This is a genomic window from Streptomyces sp. NPDC003720, assembly GCF_042875075.1.
GTDB lineage: Bacteria > Actinomycetota > Actinomycetes > Streptomycetales > Streptomycetaceae > Streptomyces.
On record NZ_JBIANZ010000007.1, the window covers coordinates 149,965 to 165,724 of the forward strand.

Sequence of the window (15,760 nt, forward strand, 5' to 3'; positions counted from 1 at the left end):
CCAGTCGGAGCGGGTAGGCTCGCCATTCCACACCCGTATCGCATCCACCCGCACCTGTTGAGGAGTACCAAGGGATGACGCCCGGCGACAACGGCGCGAGCACGCCCGAGGACGACGACCCGTTCGGCTACCTGTACGCCGACGGTCAGGCCCGAGGCGCCCAGCCGCCGTCGGGTGGCTACGGCTATCCGAACTCGGTCAGCAGAGTGCGCGCGGTCGGCGAGCGCCAGTACGGCCAGCCGCAGGCCGCCTACGGCCAGCAGCAGCCCACGGTCCCGCAGCAGGGCGCCTACGGCCAGCCGAACACGCACTACCAGGCCCCGGAGACGCTGCCCGGCGGCGCGCCGACGAGCAGGCAGTCCATGCCGCCCGCCGGCGGCGGGCGCCGCGGCCCCAACACCAAGGGTCTGCTGATCGGCGCGATCGCGGTGGTCGCGGCGGTCGTCATCGGCATCGGTGTGGCGATGATCAACGGCAACACGGACGACGACAAGTCCGGCAACCAGGCGGACGCCTCCCCGACCCAGTCCCAGACCGGCGAGCCGAGCCCGTCGAACAGCGCCTCGGCCCCGGCCGGCGAGCTGCCGAAGTCGGACGCGAGCGCCCTCCAGCTGGCCGGCGGTGCGACCAAGGCGACGGACGTACCGGGCGCGCAGGCGGCCGGTGGCACCTACGTGGGCGGCCTGAGCACAGTGGGCGCCTCGGTGACCTGGACCGTGGACATTCCCGAGGAGGGCGCGTACACCCTCCTCGCGCGGTACAACAACGCCGGTGAGGACCAGTCGATGACCCTCACCGTCAACGGTCAGAAGTACGGCAGCGGATTCAACTTCGCCAACTTCACGCACCAGACCGATCCGAAGCTCGCCTGGACGGAGAGCTTCGCCTACCCGAACCTGAACAAGGGGTCCAACACCCTCTCGCTCTCCTGCGCGCCCGGCGACAAGTGCAACGTCCTCCTGGACCAGCTTCGGCTGAAGAAGGGCAAGGTGGGACGGAACTGAGGCGCGCCGGATGGCTTCGCGTCACGTCACGCCGCGCTGACCACCCCGGACACCGCGACCCGTGCGAGCAGTTCCTCGTAGGTCCCGGGGTCGAACTCGCCCGCGCCGGGCGCTCGTACCGTCGCCGCCGACAGGGCCGCCGCTCGGGCCAGGCGGTCCGGCCAGGGGAGTCGTTCCACGAGCCCCGACAGCAGGGCCGCCACCGCCGAGTCGCCCGCGCCCGTCGGGTTGCCGTGGATGCGCGCGGGCGGGGTGGCGCGCCAGCGGCCCTCGGGGGTGGCCGCGAGCAGGCCGTCCGGGCCCAGGGAGGCGACCACCGCGTGGGCGCCGCGGCGGCGGGCGTTCTGGGTGGCGCGCAGCGGCTCGTGGGAGCCGGTGAGTTCGGCCAGTTCCTCGGAGTTCGGCTTGATGATGTCGGGGCGGGCCGCCACCCCGCGGCGCAGCGGCTCCCCGCCGGCGTCCAGCAGCACGGGCACACCGTGGGCGCGGGCCGCGCGTATCAGTCCCGCGTACGCGCCGACGGGCACGCCGGGCGGGAGGCTGCCGGACAGCGCCACCGCCGAGGCCCGGCCGAGCAGTTCCGCGTACCGGTCCTGGAAGGCGCCCCACTCGGCCGGCGCTATCTGCGGGCCCGGTTCGTTGAGCTGGGTGGTGTCGCCGGTCCGCTCGTCCACGACGGCGACCGTGCGCCGGGTGGCCCCGGCGACGGGCACCAGCGCGTCCGTCACCCCGGGCGCGGCCGCGAGGTGTTCGCGCAGTACCCGGCCGGTGGCGCCGCCCGCGAAGCCGGTGGCCGTCACCTCGTGGCCGAGGGCGGCCAGCACCCTGGCCACGTTCACGCCCTTGCCGCCCGGCCGTTCGAGGACCTGGGAGACCCGGTGCGAGGCGTGCGGCCGCAACGACCGTACGTAATAGGTGATGTCGAGAGCGGTGTTGAGCGTGACCGTGAGGATCACCAGGTCCGACCTCCCTCGAAGTCCGTCGCGTCATCGGTCTGCGGGGACCTGATCATGCCAAAGAGACGGCGGCCGGCCCAGTGCGCGGGCCGGTCACCGTCTCTCGGCGCCGGGACGGATCAGGGCAGTCGGGGCGCGACGACCCATTCCCCCTGGCGCAGCACGCCCTTGAGGTCGAAGCCCGCGTCCAGCAGCACCAGGTCGGCGTCCTTGCCGGGCTCCAGGGAGCCGATGCGGTCGGACAGGCCGAGCAGACGGGCCGGGTTGACGGACAGCGCGGTGACGGCGTCCGTCACCGCCAGCCCGTCGACCGTGACCGCCCGCTTGAACGCGCGGTCCAGGGTCAGCGTGGAGCCGGCGATCGAACCGCCGTGCACCAGCCGGGCCACGCCGTCGCTGACCTCGACCTCCAGCGGGCCGAGCATGTAGCGGCCGTCGCCGGTGCCGGCCGCGTCCATGGCGTCGGTGATGAACGCGACCCGGTCGGCGCCCGCGTGACGGAAGGCCAGCTCCAGCGCGGCGGGGTGCAGATGGGTGCCGTCGTTGATCAGCTCGACCGTGACCCGCTCGTCCTGCAGCAGGGCGGCGATCGGGCCGGGGGCGCGGTGGCCCAGGGCGGGCATGGCGTTGAAGAGGTGGGTGGCGACGGTGGCGCCCGCGTCGACGGCCGCGACGGTCTGCTCGTAGGTGGCGTCCGTGTGCCCGACCGCCGCGATCACCCCGTGCTCGGCGAGCAGCCGCACCGAGTCGATACCGCCCGGCAGTTCGGTGGCGAGCGTGACCATCCTCGCCCGGCCGCGCCCGGCGTCGATCAGCTTGCGCACCTCGGCCGGCTCCGGGTCGCGCAGCAGCTCCTCGGAGTGCGCGCCCTTGCGGCACGGCGAGATGAACGGCCCCTCGAAGTGGATGCCCGCGATGTCGCCCTGCTCGGCCAGCTCGCTCAGCAGCCCGGCCTGCCTGACCAGCAGGTCCATCTCGTCGGTGACGGTGGAGGCGACCAGCGTGGTGGTGCCGTGCAGCCGGTGGGTGCGGACGGCGGTGAGGATCTCCTCGGCCGTGCCGGAGAAGGACGCCCCGCCGCCGCCGTGGTTGTGGAGGTCCACGAAGCCCGGGACCAGCCAGTGACCGCTCACGTCGATCACCTCGGCGCCGGCCGGGGCCGCGGCGCCTCCGGGGTCCGGCGCGCCGGCCGCGGTGATCCTCGTGCCCTCCACGGTCACGCGCCCGTCGTCCACCACCCCGGTGGGCAGCACCACCCGAGCACCTGCGAGAACCAAGCTGGGAGCCATCAGGCGGTTACCTCCGAGGGGTCGGTCGTGGGGTCGGTGGAGTCGAGGAGATCCCGGGCGAGAAGCCCCGCGCCCAGGCAGCCGGCGGTGTCGCCGAGGGCGGCGGGGACGATGGACGGCAGTTTCTGGAAGGTGACCCGGCGCCGGACGGCGTCCCGCAGCGGCTGGAACAACACTTCCCCCGCCTCGGCCAGGCCGCCACCGATGATCAGCGTGCGCGGGTCCAGCAGGGTGAGCGCGGTGACCAGCCCGTCGGCGAGCGCGTCCACCGCCTCCTGCCACACCCGGACGGCGTTCGGGTCACCGGACGCGACGGCCTTGGCGCAGTCGGCGGCGTCCGCCTCCGGGTCGCCGCAGGCCGCGGCCCACGCCTCGCTGACGGCGGACGCGGAGGCGTACCGCTCCAGGCAGCCGTGCTGCCCGCAGGGGCACGCGGCGCCGCCGGGCCGTACGACGATGTGCCCGATCTCGCCGGCGAACCCGTGCGCGCCCGCCTCCACCCGGCCGTCCACGCCGATCGCGCCGGCGATCCCGGTGCCCAGCGGCACGAACAGGAACCGGTCGGCGCCCTTGCCCGCGCCGATCCGCCCCTCGGCGAGGCCGCCGGTGCGCACGTCGTGGCCGAGCGCCACCGGGACGCCGAGCCGCTCGGCGAGCAGCGCGCGCAGCGGGACGTCCCGCCAGCCGAGGTTGGCGGCGTACACGGCGATCCCGCGCTCGTCGTCGACGATGCCGGGGACCGCGATGCCGGCCGCGGCGGCCGGCTCGCCGTAGGTCTCGAGGCCGTACGCGCGCAGTTCGGCGGCGAAGCCGAGGATCGTCCCGACCACCGCGTCCGGTCCGCGCTCGCGACCGGTCGCCCGGCGGGCGCGGTGCAGCAGCTCGCCGTCGTCTCCGACGAGGGCGGCCTTCATCCCGGTACCGCCCACGTCCAGGGCGATGACATGTCTCACGGGGGACAGTGTGGCCCCCTGACCCACAAGAGGTCTAGTCCACTCACGTGGTGTAGACCTTATGTGTCCACATATTGAACGGTCAGACAGCAGGGTTGGGGCTTTGAGGGTGCGTCGGCGTACGGCAGGAACGATCGCGGTGGTGTCCGCACTGGGCATGACGGCGGTTCTCGGCGGCTGCGGGAGCACGGACTCCGACGTGACCCTCAGACTCGTCGCCGCCGACTACGGCGACTCGGCGGCGAACGGCTCCAAGAAGTACTGGGACGCGCTGGCCAAGGAGTACGAGGCCGAGCACGGGGTGAAGGTCGAGGTCAGCGTCTACTCCTGGAACGACGTCGACCGCAAGGTCAAGGAGATGGTCGACGCCGGGAACGCCCCCGACCTGGCCCAGATCGGCGCCTACGCCGACTACGCGGCCGCGGGCAAGCTCTACCAGGCCTCCGACCTGCTCTCCATCCGCACCCAGGCCGACCTCCTCGCCGCGCTCTCCGACGCCGGCCAGTGGAAGCACGTGCAGTACGGCATCCCGTTCGCGGCCTCCACCCGGGTGCTCTTCTACAACAAGACCCTGTTCGACCAGGCCGGCATCACCCCGCCCACCACCTGGGACGAGCTGGCGGCCGACGCCCGCGCGCTCAAGGACAAGGGCGTGAAGTACCCCTACGCGCTGCCGCTCGGCCCCGAGGAGGCCCAGGCCGAGACCATGCAGTGGCTGCTGGGCGGCGGCGACGCCTACACCGACGACATCGGCGCCTACAGCATCGACTCCGCGAAGAACGTGGAGACCTTCAACTGGCTCAAGGACGACCTGGTCGGCAAGGGCCTGACCGGCCCGGTCGCCCCCGGCAGGCTCAACCGCGCGGACGCCTTCGCCGCCTTCGCCGACGGCCAGGTCGGCATGCTCAACGGCCACCCCACGCTGATCCAGCAGGCCGAGAAGAAGGGCGTGAAGTTCGGCACCGTGCCGATGCCGGGCCGCACCGGCCGGGCCAAGGCCTCCATGGGCGTCGCCGACTGGATGATGGGCTTCAGGCAGAACGGGCACGCCCGCGAGATCGGCGCGTTCCTCGACTTCGTCTACGAGAAGAAGAACGTCCTCGCCTTCTCCCGCGAGTACGGGCTGCTGCCGGTCACCGACTCGGCGTCCAGCGCCATGGCCGACTCGGAAGCGCCCGGCGACAAGGCCCTGCGCCCCTTCCTCGACCAGCTCCCGGTCTCCCAGCTCTACCCGGTCGGCAAGACCTCGTGGGCCTCGGTCAGCGCGGCCGTGAAGAAGAACATCGGCCAGGCGGTCGCTCCCGGCGGCAACCCCACCGACGTGCTGGCCCGGCTGCAGTCCACGGCGTCGGCGGCGGACAGCGCCGACGTGAACTGAGACCGGCTGTCGGCGCCCGGCGCTACGGTTGCCCCATGGAGGAACTGGGCAGCCGCGAACAGGCCATCCTCGCGCTGGAGCGCCGGGGCTTCGCCGGCCCCGGCGCGAAGGAACGGGCCATCCGCGAGGAGCTGGGCCTCGCCCCGGTGCGCTACTACCAGCTCCTCAACGCCCTCCTGGACGACGCCCGGGCGCTCGCCGCGGACCCGGTCACGGTCAACCGCCTGCGCCGGGTGCGGGAGGCCCGCCGCGCGGAGCGCTGAAGCCGCGGCGCGTGCGGGGGAAACACTCCAGGAGTGACCCGGGCCCGCGCCGGATACTGTCCCTGTATGGACCTCCTGCCGACCCCGGCGACCCAGGCGGGCCGCGACGGGCTGCACACGCTGCTGGCCAAGCCCCGCGCGGCGGTGATCGGGCTCGACTTCGACGGCACCCTCGCACCGATCGTCGCCGACCCCGAGCAGGCCCGCGCCCACCCCGAAGCCGTCCCGGCGCTCGCCGCGCTCGCCCCCGAGGTGGCCTCCGTCGCCGTGGTCACCGGCCGGCCCGCCGAGGTCGCGGTGCGCTACGGCGGCTTCGCGGACGTGCCCGGCCTGGAACACCTCACCGTCCTCGGCCACTACGGCGCTGAACGCTGGGACGCCGCGACCGGCGAGGTCACCGCGCCCCCGCCGCACCCCGGTGTGGCCGCGGTCCGCGCCGAACTGCCCGGGCTGCTGGAGCGCTCCGGCGCCGGGCACGGCACCTGGACCGAGGACAAGGGCCGGGCCGTCGCCGTGCACACCCGCCGCGCCGACGACCCCCAGGCCGCCTTCGAGGCCCTGCGCGCACCCCTCGCCGAGCTCGCCGCCCGGCACGGCCTGATCGTCGAACCGGGCCGGCTGGTCCTGGAACTGCGGCCGCCCGGCATGGACAAGGGCGTCGCCCTCCTCGACCACGTCCGCCGCACCGCCGCCGGATCCGTCCTCTACGCGGGCGACGACCTCGGCGACCTGCCCGCCTTCGCGGCCGTCGAGGAGCTCCGCGCCGAGGGCGTCCCCGGCCTGCTGGTCTGCAGCGGCAGCGCCGAGGTCACCGAACTCGCCGAACGGGCGGACCTGGTGGTCGACGGCCCGGAGGGCGTCGTCGCGCTGCTGCGCGCGCTGGCGGAGCGGCTCGGTTGACCCGGCCCGCCGGTCCGCCGGCCCTCAGCCGGTCAGCGCGCCGAGCTGGTCCAGGAACCACTGCGCCGGCGGCAGCGCGGTGGCCGCGGCGGCCAGCCGCTTGGAGCGCTCGGCCCGCTCGCCCTGGGGCAGGCTCAGCGCGGCGTGCAGCGCGTCCGCCGTCCCGACGACGTCGTACGGGTTGACCACGATCGCGTCGTCGCCCAGCTCCTCGTACGCGCCCGCCTCCCGCGACAGCACCAGCGCGCACCCCTCGTCGGAGACGACGGGCACCTCTTTGGCGACCAGGTTCATGCCGTCCCGGATCGGGTTCACCAGGGCCACGTCCGCGAGCCGGTACGCGGCCAGGGAGCGGGCGAAGTCGTCCTTGACGTGCAGCACCACCGGCGTCCAGCCGGGCGTCCCGTAGTCGGAGTTGATCTCGTCCGCGACCCGCCGCACCTCGGCCGTGTAGTCGCGGTAGACCGCGAGGTCCTGGCGCGAGGGGTAGGCGAACGCGATGTGCACGACCCGCTCGCGCCACTCCGGACGGGCGTCCAGCAGCTGCCGGTACGCCAGCAGTCCGCGCACGATGTTCTTGGACAGCTCGGTGCGGTCCACCCGGACGATGGTGCGGCGCCCCTCGCCGATCTCCTCGCGCAGGGCCGCCATCCGCTCGTCCACGTCCGGCCGGTGCGCCCGCTCGCGCAGGAAGTCGGCGTCCGCGCCGAGCCCGTGCACCCCGATCCGGGTCCCGGACGGGATGCCGGGGCCGAGCACCGCGTGGCAGCAGTCCTTGAACGCGTCCGCCCAGCGCTCGGTCAGGAACGCGGCCCGGTCCGCGCCGAGGATGCCGGTCAGCAGCTCGGCGGCGATGTCGTCGGGCAGCAGCCGGAAGTAGTCCGGCGGGGCCCACGGGGTGTGCGAGAAGTGGCCGATGCGCAGGTCCGGACGGAGCTGCCGGAGCATCCGGGGGGCGAGGGCCAGGTGGTAGTCCTGGATGAGCACCGCGGCACCCTCGGCCGCCTCCTGCGCCAGCGCCTCGGCGAACGCCCGGTTGTACGCCTGGTACGAGGCCCACTGGCGGCGGAACTCCGCGTCGAGGACCGGCTCCAGCGGGGTCTGGTACAGCATGTGGTGGACGAACCAGAGCACCGAGTTGGCGATGCCGTTGTAGGCGTCGTGGTGCACGGCCGCGTCGATGTCCAGCATCCGCACGTGCTGCCCGCCGGTGTCCTCGGACGGCAGCAGGCCGCCGCCCGCCCGCCGTGCCGCCTCCCGGTCGCCGTCGCCGAGCGCGGCGCAGACCCACACCGCGTTGGCGTCCGGCCCGATGGCCGAAAGACCCGAGACCAGTCCGCCGCCGCCCCGTCTGGCGCGCAGCGAACCGTCCTCGAGCGCCTCGTACGAAACCGGGCCGCGGTTGGACGCGACCAGTACCTCAGCACCCTGCGTGGAAGCCATGATTCTCAACCTAGCCCGGCCCGGAAACGCTCAAACGTGCGCTCCGCCCCGGAAGGCGGCTGTATACGGCCGTTCTTCCGCGTTCACCGCGCCGCTCAGGCCACCCTGCGGTGCGCGTACTCCGCGATCTCCACCATCGGCGGCCGCTCCTCGGTGTCCACCGGGTAGGTGCGCGGCTCGAACCCGTCCTCGCCGCGCTCGAACTGGGTGAGCGCGGGCCGTACGAGGTGGCCGCGGGCCAGCCGGAGCTGCGCGGTGCGGTAGATCGCCGCGGCCATCCGGCCGAGCGCCTGCCCGTCCTGGTGCCGGTGCCTGCGCACCCCCACGTCCACCTGGGCCAGCGCGTCCAGGCCCACCAGGTGCAGGGCGTCCACCAGCATGCCGAGCTCCACGCCGTAGCCCACCGGGAACGGGAGCTGCTCCAGCAGCGAGCGGCGGGCCGCGTACTCCCCGCCCAGCGGCTGCACGAAGCCGGCGAGCTGCGGCCAGTGCATGTTCAGCAGGGGGCGGGCCATCAGCTCGGTGACCCGGCCGCCCTGTCCGGCGGCGCCGCCCAGCGGACGGTCGTACATCGCCTTGACCAGGTCGACGTCCGGGTCGGTGAGCAGCGGGCCGACGATGCCGAGGACGAAGTCGGAGGAGAACTCCCGCAGGTCGGCGTCGACGAAGCAGACGATGTCCCCGCTCGTCGCCAGCAGCGAGCGCCACAGCACCTCACCCTTGCCGGGGAGGGCCGGTATGCGCGGCAGGACGCTGTCGCGGTGCACCACCCGGGCGCCGGCCGCGGCGGCGACCTCGGCGGTGCGGTCGGTGGACCCGGAGTCGACCACGACTATCTCGTCGACCAGCGGAGCCTGCCGCACGAGGTCGCGGCGGATGACGGCGACGATGTCGCCGACCGTCTCCTCCTCGTTCAGCGCGGGCAGGACGACGGAGACGGACTGGCCGGAGCGCTGTTTGGCGGCCAGGACTCCGTGCAGCGGGCGGTCGGCCACGGACCAGGAGCGGGTGGCCAGCCAGCGCTCGACTTCTTCCAGCACGGTCTGCGGCTCCTCACTGTCGTGATCACGCCTGTTGAGGGGGGTGATGCATCTCGCGGTTCGGACGACTATCTCAACTGTCCCGGCCGTCGGTTACAGTCTTGAACAACGCCGATGACCATCGCATGTCGGGGTCGCCCGGCGTTCACAACCGAATACCGCTCATCCAGAGGGGCAGAGGGACACGGCCCGATGAAGCCCCGGCAACCCCCCTGAGCCGCACTCGTTTCGCGCGAGGCTCCCGGCCAGGGAAGGTGCCAAATCCGTCTCGCGGCGAGATGCGTCGTGAGGAAGATGAGGAGAAAGGGCCTCGCCTCCATGGCTGTGCAGACAGTTGCAAGCACCAGCAATCCCGCCGTCGATCTCGGCCCCGCCGCTGCCCTGAGCTGTCGCGAATGCGGCCACCGGGTACCCCTCGGACCGGTCTTCGCGTGCGAGGAGTGTTTCGGCCCGCTGGAGATCGCCTACGACTTCTCGGCCTACGACACCGAGGAACTGCGCCGGCGCATCGAGGCGGGCCCCGCGAACATCTGGCGCTACGCGCCCCTGCTGCCCGTCCCCGCCGACGTGGCCGACAAGCCGAACATCAACCCCGGCTGGACCAAGCTCGTCAAGGCCGACAACCTGGCCGCCGAGCTGGGCGTCACCGGCGGGCTGTACGTGAAGGACGACTCCGGCAACCCGACGCACTCCTTCAAGGACCGCGTCGTCGCCCAGGCCCTGGAGGCCGCGCGCGCCTTCGGCTTCACCACCCTGTCGTGCTCCTCCACCGGGAACCTCGCCGGCGCCGTCGGCGCCGCCGCCGCCCGGGCCGGCTTCCGCTCCTGCGTGTTCATCCCGCACGACCTGGAGCAGGGCAAGGTCGTCATGGCCGCGGTCTACGGCGGCGAACTCGTCGGCATCGAGGGCAACTACGACGACGTGAACCGGTTCTGCTCCGAGCTGATCGGCGACCCGGCCGGCGAGGGCTGGGGCTTCGTCAACGTCAACCTGCGGCCGTACTACGCCGAGGGCTCCAAGACGCTGGCGTACGAGATCTGCGAGCAGCTCGGCTGGCGGCTGCCGGACCAGATCGTGGTCCCGATCGCCTCCGGCTCCCAGCTCACGAAGATCGACAAGGGCCTGCAGGAGCTGATCAAGCTGGGTCTGGTCGAGGACCGGCCGTACAAGATCTTCGGCGCCCAGGCCGAGGGCTGCTCGCCGGTGTCGACCGCGTACAAGGCGGGCCACGACGTCGTACGGCCGCAGAAGCCGAACACCATCGCCAAGTCCCTCGCCATCGGCAACCCGGCCGACGGGCCGTACGTCCTGGACATCGCCCGCCGCACCGGCGGCGCGGTCGAGGACGTGACGGACGAGGAGGTCGTGGACGCGATCAAGCTGCTGGCCCGGACCGAGGGCATCTTCGCGGAGACGGCGGGCGGCGTGACCGTCGGCGTCACCCGCAAGCTGCTCAAGGAGGGCGTGCTGGACCCGGCGAAGACCACGGTCGTCCTCAACACCGGCGACGGCCTCAAGACCCTCGACGCGGTGGCCGGTACCGGCCTCACCGCCACCATCCGCCCGAACCTGGACTCCTTCCGAGAGGCTGGCCTCGCATGAGCGTGACCGTTCGCATCCCCACCATCCTGCGCACCTACACCGGCGGGCAGGCCGAGGTCCCCGCCGAGGGCGCGAACCTCGCCGAGGTCATCGAGAACCTGGAGAAGAACCACACCGGGATCGCCGCGCGGGTGCTGGACGACCAGGGCAAGCTGCGCCGTTTCGTCAACGTGTACGTCAACGACGACGACGTCCGCTTCGAGCAGGGGCTGGAGACCGCGACCCCGGACGGCGCCGGCGTCTCCATCATTCCGGCCGTCGCCGGCGGCTGACAGAATGACCGATCATTACCTTCGGTAACGCCGGTTACCCATTGTTCATTGAATGGCCTCCTCCGCGAGAGAAGCGGAGGGGGCCATTCTGAGTGATTGAGCGCGGTAGAGTTGGGGAACCCGCTCCCGGACCGTGGGTCAGGAGCCTTGGATTCACCGCGGTGCACCCGACAAGAAACAGCCAAAGTGCGGGTGCTTTCTGCGGCTTTTGCGCATTTTATGGGGCCCGACTTGCCCTGAATTCGGGCGAATTCACGCTACATTCCGGACCGTTCGCGTCCATATTTCTCGTCCGATTGACCTGTTGCAGACGGCAGTTGGGCAGATACATTCAGCGGCGGTCGACGCGTTCCGGCGCACGCCCCCGGCCAATGGGGGGTGAGGTCTGACCCGGGTCCGCGAAGTGCGGATCTGTGCAAGGGCCAGTAATAGGGGAGTTAGGCATGGCTCAGGGCACCGTCAAGTGGTTCAACGCGGAGAAGGGGTACGGCTTCATCGCGGTCGACGGTGGTGCGGACGTATTCGTCCACTACAGCGCCATTCAGATGGACGGCTACCGCACCCTGGAAGAGGGCCAGCGGGTGGAGTTCGAGATCTCGCAGGGCCAGAAGGGCCCGCAGGCCGACATGGTTCGCCTCAGCGCCTGAACGTTTCTTGCACGAAGGGCCCGCACCTCGCACAGGGTGCGGGCCCTTCGCCGTGCCCGGCTCCCGCGCGGGGGCGCGGGCCCGTGCGTTCGCGGGCGGCTGACTGGGCGCCCCGTACCCCGGGAGGCGCTTGCACTCGGCCATGCCGAGTGCTAATCATTGCGTTAGCACTCTGAAGGTGAGAGTGACAACGAGGACCGGGTCGGTGAGGCCCGCAGGCCAAGTGGGGCAAGGAACCGCGAGGCCGGCGAGCCGTCCGTCGCGGGCGCGGGCGCGGTCCGAAGGAATCACCCCCAGTCCTGGAGGGACCACTTCACATGGCCAAGATCATCGCGTTCGACGAGGAGGCGCGGCGCGGCCTCGAGCGCGGCATGAACCAGCTCGCGGACGCCGTCAAGGTGACGCTCGGCCCCAAGGGCCGCAACGTCGTCCTCGAGAAGAAGTGGGGCGCCCCCACGATCACCAACGATGGTGTCTCCATCGCCAAGGAGATCGAGCTCGAGGACCCGTACGAGAAGATCGGCGCCGAGCTGGTCAAGGAAGTCGCCAAGAAGACGGACGACGTCGCCGGTGACGGTACGACCACCGCGACCGTGCTCGCCCAGGCCCTGGTCAAGGAAGGCCTGCGCAACGTCGCCGCCGGCGCCAACCCGATGGCCCTGAAGCGCGGTATCGAGAAGGCCGTCGAGGCCGTCTCCGCCGCCCTGCTGGAGCAGGCGAAGGACGTCGAGACCAAGGAGCAGATCGCCTCCACCGCGTCCATCTCCGCCGCCGACACCCAGATCGGCGAGCTCATCGCCGAGGCGATGGACAAGGTCGGCAAGGAAGGCGTCATCACCGTCGAGGAGAGCAACACCTTCGGCCTCGAGCTCGAGCTCACCGAGGGCATGCGCTTCGACAAGGGCTACATCTCCGCCTACTTCGCGACCGACATGGAGCGCATGGAGGCGTCGCTCGAGGACCCGTACATCCTCATCGCCAACTCCAAGATCGGCTCCGTCAAGGACCTGCTCCCGCTGCTGGAGAAGGTCATGCAGTCGGGCAAGCCGCTGCTGATCATCGCCGAGGACGTCGAGGGCGAGGCCCTGTCGACCCTGGTGGTCAACAAGATCCGCGGCACCTTCAAGTCCGTCGCCGTCAAGGCCCCGGGCTTCGGCGACCGCCGCAAGGCCATGCTCGGCGACATCGCCATCCTCACGGGCGGCGAGGTCATCTCCGAGGAGGTCGGCCTCAAGCTGGAGAACGCGACCCTGGACCTCCTGGGCCGCGCCCGCAAGGTCGTCATCACCAAGGACGAGACCACCATCGTCGACGGCGCCGGTTCCTCGGACCAGGTCAACGGCCGGGTGAACCAGATCCGCGCCGAGATCGAGAACAGCGACTCGGACTACGACCGCGAGAAGCTGCAGGAGCGCCTGGCGAAGCTCGCCGGCGGTGTCGCGGTCATCAAGGCCGGCGCCGCCACCGAGGTGGAGCTCAAGGAGCGCAAGCACCGCATCGAGGACGCCGTCCGCAACGCGAAGGCCGCCGTCGAGGAGGGCATCGTCGCCGGTGGTGGCGTGGCCCTGCTGCAGGCCTCCCAGGTCTTCGAGAAGCTGGAGCTCGAGGGTGACGAGGCGACCGGCGCCCAGGCCGTGAAGCTCGCGCTCGAGGCCCCGCTGAAGCAGATCGCCGTCAACGCCGGCCTCGAGGGCGGTGTCGTGGTGGAGAAGGTGCGCAACCTGACCCCGGGCCACGGCCTGAACGCCGCGACCGGCGAGTACGTCGACCTGGTCGCCGAGGGCATCATCGACCCGGCGAAGGTGACCCGTTCCGCGCTGCAGAACGCCGCCTCCATCGCCGCGCTGTTCCTCACCACCGAGGCCGTCATCGCCGACAAGCCGGAGAAGGCCGCCGCGGCCGCTCCGGGCGGCATGCCGGGCGGTGACATGGACTTCTGATCCCGCGCGGATCGGCCTGTCCTTTCCGAGGGCGGCACTCCCTGTCTCAGGCAGGGGGTGCCGCCCTCGGGCGTGTCCGGGATCACACTCCTGAACGGCCGCGAAAGGAATGTGCGGGAGCCTCTGGGTGGTTGCTTAAGGAGCTGCAACAATGCGTGCGCACATACCAATCGGTCTACCGAGTCGTCACCGAGGAGCCCCCACCGTGACCGTCACGCCGCCCCCCGCGTCCCGCGCGGCCCAGATCCTCTCCCGCCCGATCACCCTGGGCGGCCTCACCGTCCCGAACCGCATCGTGATGGCGCCGATGACCCGGATGTTCTCCCCGGGCGGCGTCCCCGGCGAGGACGTGGTCTCGTACTACGCCCGGCGCGCCGCCGCCGGTGTCGGCCTGATCGTCACCGAGGGCACCTACGTCGGCCACGAGTCGGCCGGCGGCAGCAGCCGTGTGCCCCGGTTCCACGGCGAGGAGGCGCTCGCGGGCTGGGCGAAGGTCGCCGAGGCGGTGCACGAGGCCGGCGGCACCATCGTGCCGCAGCTCTGGCACATCGGCACGGTGCGCAAGCAGGGCCAGAAGCCCAACCCGGAGGCCCCCTCCCACGGCCCCTCCGGGCTGCGCGTGGACGGCACCGACGACGCCACGCCCATGACCCAGGACGACATCGACGCCGTCATCGACGCCTTCGCCCAGGCAGCGGCCGACGCCGAGCGCATCGGCTTCGACGGTGTGGAGATCCACGGCGCCCACGGCTACCTGCTCGACCAGTTCCTGTGGGAGGGCACCAACCGCCGCACCGACGCCTACGGCGGCGACCCGGTCGCCCGCACCACCTTCGCCGCGCAGATCGTGGCGGCCGTCCGCGCCGCCGTCTCCCCGGACTTCCCGGTCATCTTCCGCTTCTCGCAGTGGAAGCAGGAGGCCTACGACGCCCGTCTCGCCGAGACCCCGGAGGAACTGGAGGCCATCCTCGCGCCGCTGGCCGCCGCCGGCGTCGACGTCTTCCACGCCTCCACCCGCCGCTACTGGCTCCCCGAGTTCGAGGGCTCCGACCTGAACCTCGCCGGCTGGACGAAGAAGCTCACCGGCAAGCCGGTCATCAGCGTCGGCTCGGTCGGCCTCGACGGCGACTTCATCAACGCATTCCAGGGCGAGGGCTCCCCGGTCAAGAGCATCGACAACCTGCTGGACCGCCTGGAGGCCGAGGAGTTCGACATGGTCGCCGTCGGCCGCGCCCTGCTCCAGGACCCCGAGTGGGCGGCCAAGGTGCTCGGCGACCGCTTCGACGAGCTGAAGCCGTACGACGCGGCGGCGCTGCAGTCCCTCAGCTGAGGGGGGTCCGGGGGGCGCCTAGAGGTTGCCCATCGGCTCGATGTCGACCTGGACCGGCGTCCCCCACACCCGCAGCACCTCGTAGTCGGTGAACTCGTGCACCAGCCGGTACGCCATCGCCGGCCGGGACCCGCGCCGCTGGGCGGCCAGATACGCCTCGGCCTCCCGCCGGTCCCGCCGGGGCGTGCCGCACAGCTGCCACTCCCGGCCGTTCCAGGCCTCCGGCAGCCACCGCTGCTGGGGCTGGGGGCGGTCGGCGCGGACGCCGTAGCGCGAGGGCGCGCCGGCGGGCGCCTCCCCGGCCTGCGCCCGCCCGCCGCTCTGGTACTCCGAGCGGCGGGCGGCCCGTCTGCGGGTCTCGCACAGCAGACACAGGTCGGGCGCGCTCTTGTCGACGGGCCCGTGCGGATGCTCGGGGCACCGGGTGCTGGGCGCTCCCGCCCCCACGGTCTCGTCCAGCAGGTCGAGGGCGCGCCGCAGATCGGCCTTGACCTCGTGCAGCCGGGCGTCCGGGGTGTCGGCGGACAGGGTCTCCCCGTGCTCCCCGAGCAGCCTGAGGGCGCGTCCGAGGGCGGTGAGCTGGGCGTGGTTCATGTCGGTCCGCGCAGTCCTTCGGCTTCTCCGGGGGCCAGGTTCGGTGCCGGCCGGGCCGGCAGTTCGACGGTAGCGCGCCACGGGTGGCGACGGGGCCCCGGAGCCCCGGAGACTGGTCGCGGGGCCCCGGCTCCGGGAGGTGAGGTGCG

At 72.2% G+C, this 15,760-nt stretch carries 15 protein-coding genes and 1 riboswitch; of the genes, 9 read left to right on the forward strand and 6 right to left on the reverse strand.

The features are described 5' to 3' along the window. Positions 1–74 precede the first annotated feature (74 nt). Positions 75–1,004, forward strand: coding sequence for a carbohydrate-binding protein (locus tag ACFYU0_RS20595; protein WP_351665984.1), 930 nt, complete (start codon positions 75–77; stop codon positions 1,002–1,004). A 26-nt stretch (positions 1,005–1,030) separates the two neighbouring features. Here ACFYU0_RS20595 and ACFYU0_RS20600 read toward each other — a convergent pair whose 3' ends face one another. The 3 genes from ACFYU0_RS20600 to ACFYU0_RS20610 all read right to left on the reverse strand — a co-directional run bounded on the left by ACFYU0_RS20600 (position 1,031) and on the right by ACFYU0_RS20610 (position 4,202). Then, complete coding sequence (locus ACFYU0_RS20600; RefSeq protein WP_389303066.1) at positions 1,031–1,960, reverse strand: 1-phosphofructokinase family hexose kinase; 930 nt, start codon at positions 1,958–1,960, stop codon at positions 1,031–1,033. A 119-nt stretch (positions 1,961–2,079) separates the two neighbouring features. Then, the gene (nagA, locus tag ACFYU0_RS20605) at positions 2,080–3,249 is read right to left on the reverse strand and encodes an N-acetylglucosamine-6-phosphate deacetylase (protein WP_389303069.1); all 1,170 of its coding nucleotides are present in this window, start codon (positions 3,247–3,249) and stop codon (positions 2,080–2,082) included. Continuing rightward, entirely contained in the window at positions 3,249–4,202 is a 954-nt protein-coding gene (locus tag ACFYU0_RS20610) for an ROK family protein (RefSeq protein ID WP_351665978.1), read from the reverse strand. The genes nagA and ACFYU0_RS20610 overlap by 1 nt, the downstream gene beginning before the upstream one ends. 139 nt (positions 4,203–4,341) lie before the next feature. On the opposite strand from ACFYU0_RS20610, the gene ACFYU0_RS20615 reads away from it, so the two are divergent. The 3 genes from ACFYU0_RS20615 to otsB all read left to right on the forward strand — a co-directional run bounded on the left by ACFYU0_RS20615 (position 4,342) and on the right by otsB (position 6,743). Further along, positions 4,342–5,580, forward strand: a complete 1,239-nt coding sequence (locus tag ACFYU0_RS20615; protein ID WP_351665976.1) for an extracellular solute-binding protein — start codon at positions 4,342–4,344, stop codon at positions 5,578–5,580. Positions 5,581–5,615: 35 nt separating this feature from the next. Beyond that, positions 5,616–5,843 carry a DUF3263 domain-containing protein gene (locus tag ACFYU0_RS20620; RefSeq protein WP_351665974.1) on the forward strand — a complete coding sequence of 76 codons (228 nt, stop codon included), beginning with the start codon at positions 5,616–5,618 and terminating at the stop codon, positions 5,841–5,843. Positions 5,844–5,909: 66 nt separating this feature from the next. Next, entirely contained in the window at positions 5,910–6,743 is an 834-nt protein-coding gene (gene otsB / locus ACFYU0_RS20625) for a trehalose-phosphatase (protein ID WP_351665972.1), read from the forward strand. 24 nt (positions 6,744–6,767) lie between these two features. On the opposite strand, the gene ACFYU0_RS20630 is transcribed toward otsB, so the two are convergent. Together ACFYU0_RS20630 and ACFYU0_RS20635 are read right to left on the reverse strand one after the other, a co-directional pair. Next, complete coding sequence (locus ACFYU0_RS20630) at positions 6,768–8,186, reverse strand: trehalose-6-phosphate synthase (protein WP_389303075.1); 1,419 nt, start codon at positions 8,184–8,186, stop codon at positions 6,768–6,770. 95 nt (positions 8,187–8,281) lie between these two features. Beyond that, positions 8,282–9,226, reverse strand: coding sequence for a glucosyl-3-phosphoglycerate synthase (locus tag ACFYU0_RS20635; RefSeq protein ID WP_389303078.1), 945 nt, complete (start codon positions 9,224–9,226; stop codon positions 8,282–8,284). A gap of 159 nt (positions 9,227–9,385) precedes the next feature. Then, positions 9,386–9,527, forward strand: a riboswitch (SAM riboswitch). A 17-nt stretch (positions 9,528–9,544) separates the two neighbouring features. Between ACFYU0_RS20635 and thrC the strand changes: the two genes are divergently transcribed. From thrC to ACFYU0_RS20660, 5 genes are all read left to right on the forward strand, one after another. Then, positions 9,545–10,828: a threonine synthase gene (gene thrC / locus ACFYU0_RS20640; RefSeq protein WP_351665966.1), complete on the forward strand. Its 1,284-nt coding sequence runs from the start codon at positions 9,545–9,547 to the stop codon at positions 10,826–10,828. Beyond that, complete coding sequence (locus ACFYU0_RS20645; protein ID WP_351665964.1) at positions 10,825–11,100, forward strand: MoaD/ThiS family protein; 276 nt, start codon at positions 10,825–10,827, stop codon at positions 11,098–11,100. The genes thrC and ACFYU0_RS20645 overlap by 4 nt, the downstream gene beginning before the upstream one ends. A gap of 443 nt (positions 11,101–11,543) precedes the next feature. Further along, positions 11,544–11,747, forward strand: coding sequence for a cold-shock protein (locus tag ACFYU0_RS20650; protein ID WP_004929928.1), 204 nt, complete (start codon positions 11,544–11,546; stop codon positions 11,745–11,747). Between the two features lie 317 nt (positions 11,748–12,064). Next, positions 12,065–13,687 (forward strand): chaperonin GroEL, encoded by a 1,623-nt coding sequence (groL, locus tag ACFYU0_RS20655; RefSeq protein WP_351665962.1) that lies wholly within the window; start codon positions 12,065–12,067, stop codon positions 13,685–13,687. Between the two features lie 205 nt (positions 13,688–13,892). Then, positions 13,893–15,017 (forward strand): NADH:flavin oxidoreductase, encoded by a 1,125-nt coding sequence (locus ACFYU0_RS20660; RefSeq protein WP_351665959.1) that lies wholly within the window; start codon positions 13,893–13,895, stop codon positions 15,015–15,017. Positions 15,018–15,035: 18 nt separating this feature from the next. Here ACFYU0_RS20660 and ACFYU0_RS20665 read toward each other — a convergent pair whose 3' ends face one another. Then, positions 15,036–15,611: a hypothetical protein gene (locus ACFYU0_RS20665; protein WP_351665957.1), complete on the reverse strand. Its 576-nt coding sequence runs from the start codon at positions 15,609–15,611 to the stop codon at positions 15,036–15,038. Positions 15,612–15,760: the final 149 nt, after the last annotated feature.

Excerpts from the sequence above, each read along its gene's own strand:
- ACFYU0_RS20595 (WP_351665984.1), top strand. The coding sequence starts at position 75 with ATGACGCCCGGCGACAACGGCGCGAGCACGCCCGAGGACGACGACCCG.
- nagA (WP_389303069.1), bottom strand. The coding sequence starts at position 3,249 with ATGGCTCCCAGCTTGGTTCTCGCAGGTGCTCGGGTGGTGCTGCCCACC.
- ACFYU0_RS20620 (WP_351665974.1), top strand. The coding sequence starts at position 5,616 with ATGGAGGAACTGGGCAGCCGCGAACAGGCCATCCTCGCGCTGGAGCGC.
- otsB (WP_351665972.1), top strand. The coding sequence starts at position 5,910 with ATGGACCTCCTGCCGACCCCGGCGACCCAGGCGGGCCGCGACGGGCTG.
- ACFYU0_RS20630 (WP_389303075.1), bottom strand. The coding sequence starts at position 8,186 with ATGGCTTCCACGCAGGGTGCTGAGGTACTGGTCGCGTCCAACCGCGGC.
- thrC (WP_351665966.1), top strand. The coding sequence starts at position 9,545 with ATGGCTGTGCAGACAGTTGCAAGCACCAGCAATCCCGCCGTCGATCTC.
- ACFYU0_RS20645 (WP_351665964.1), top strand. The coding sequence starts at position 10,825 with ATGAGCGTGACCGTTCGCATCCCCACCATCCTGCGCACCTACACCGGC.
- ACFYU0_RS20650 (WP_004929928.1), top strand. The coding sequence starts at position 11,544 with ATGGCTCAGGGCACCGTCAAGTGGTTCAACGCGGAGAAGGGGTACGGC.
- groL (WP_351665962.1), top strand. The coding sequence starts at position 12,065 with ATGGCCAAGATCATCGCGTTCGACGAGGAGGCGCGGCGCGGCCTCGAG.
- ACFYU0_RS20665 (WP_351665957.1), bottom strand. The coding sequence starts at position 15,611 with ATGAACCACGCCCAGCTCACCGCCCTCGGACGCGCCCTCAGGCTGCTC.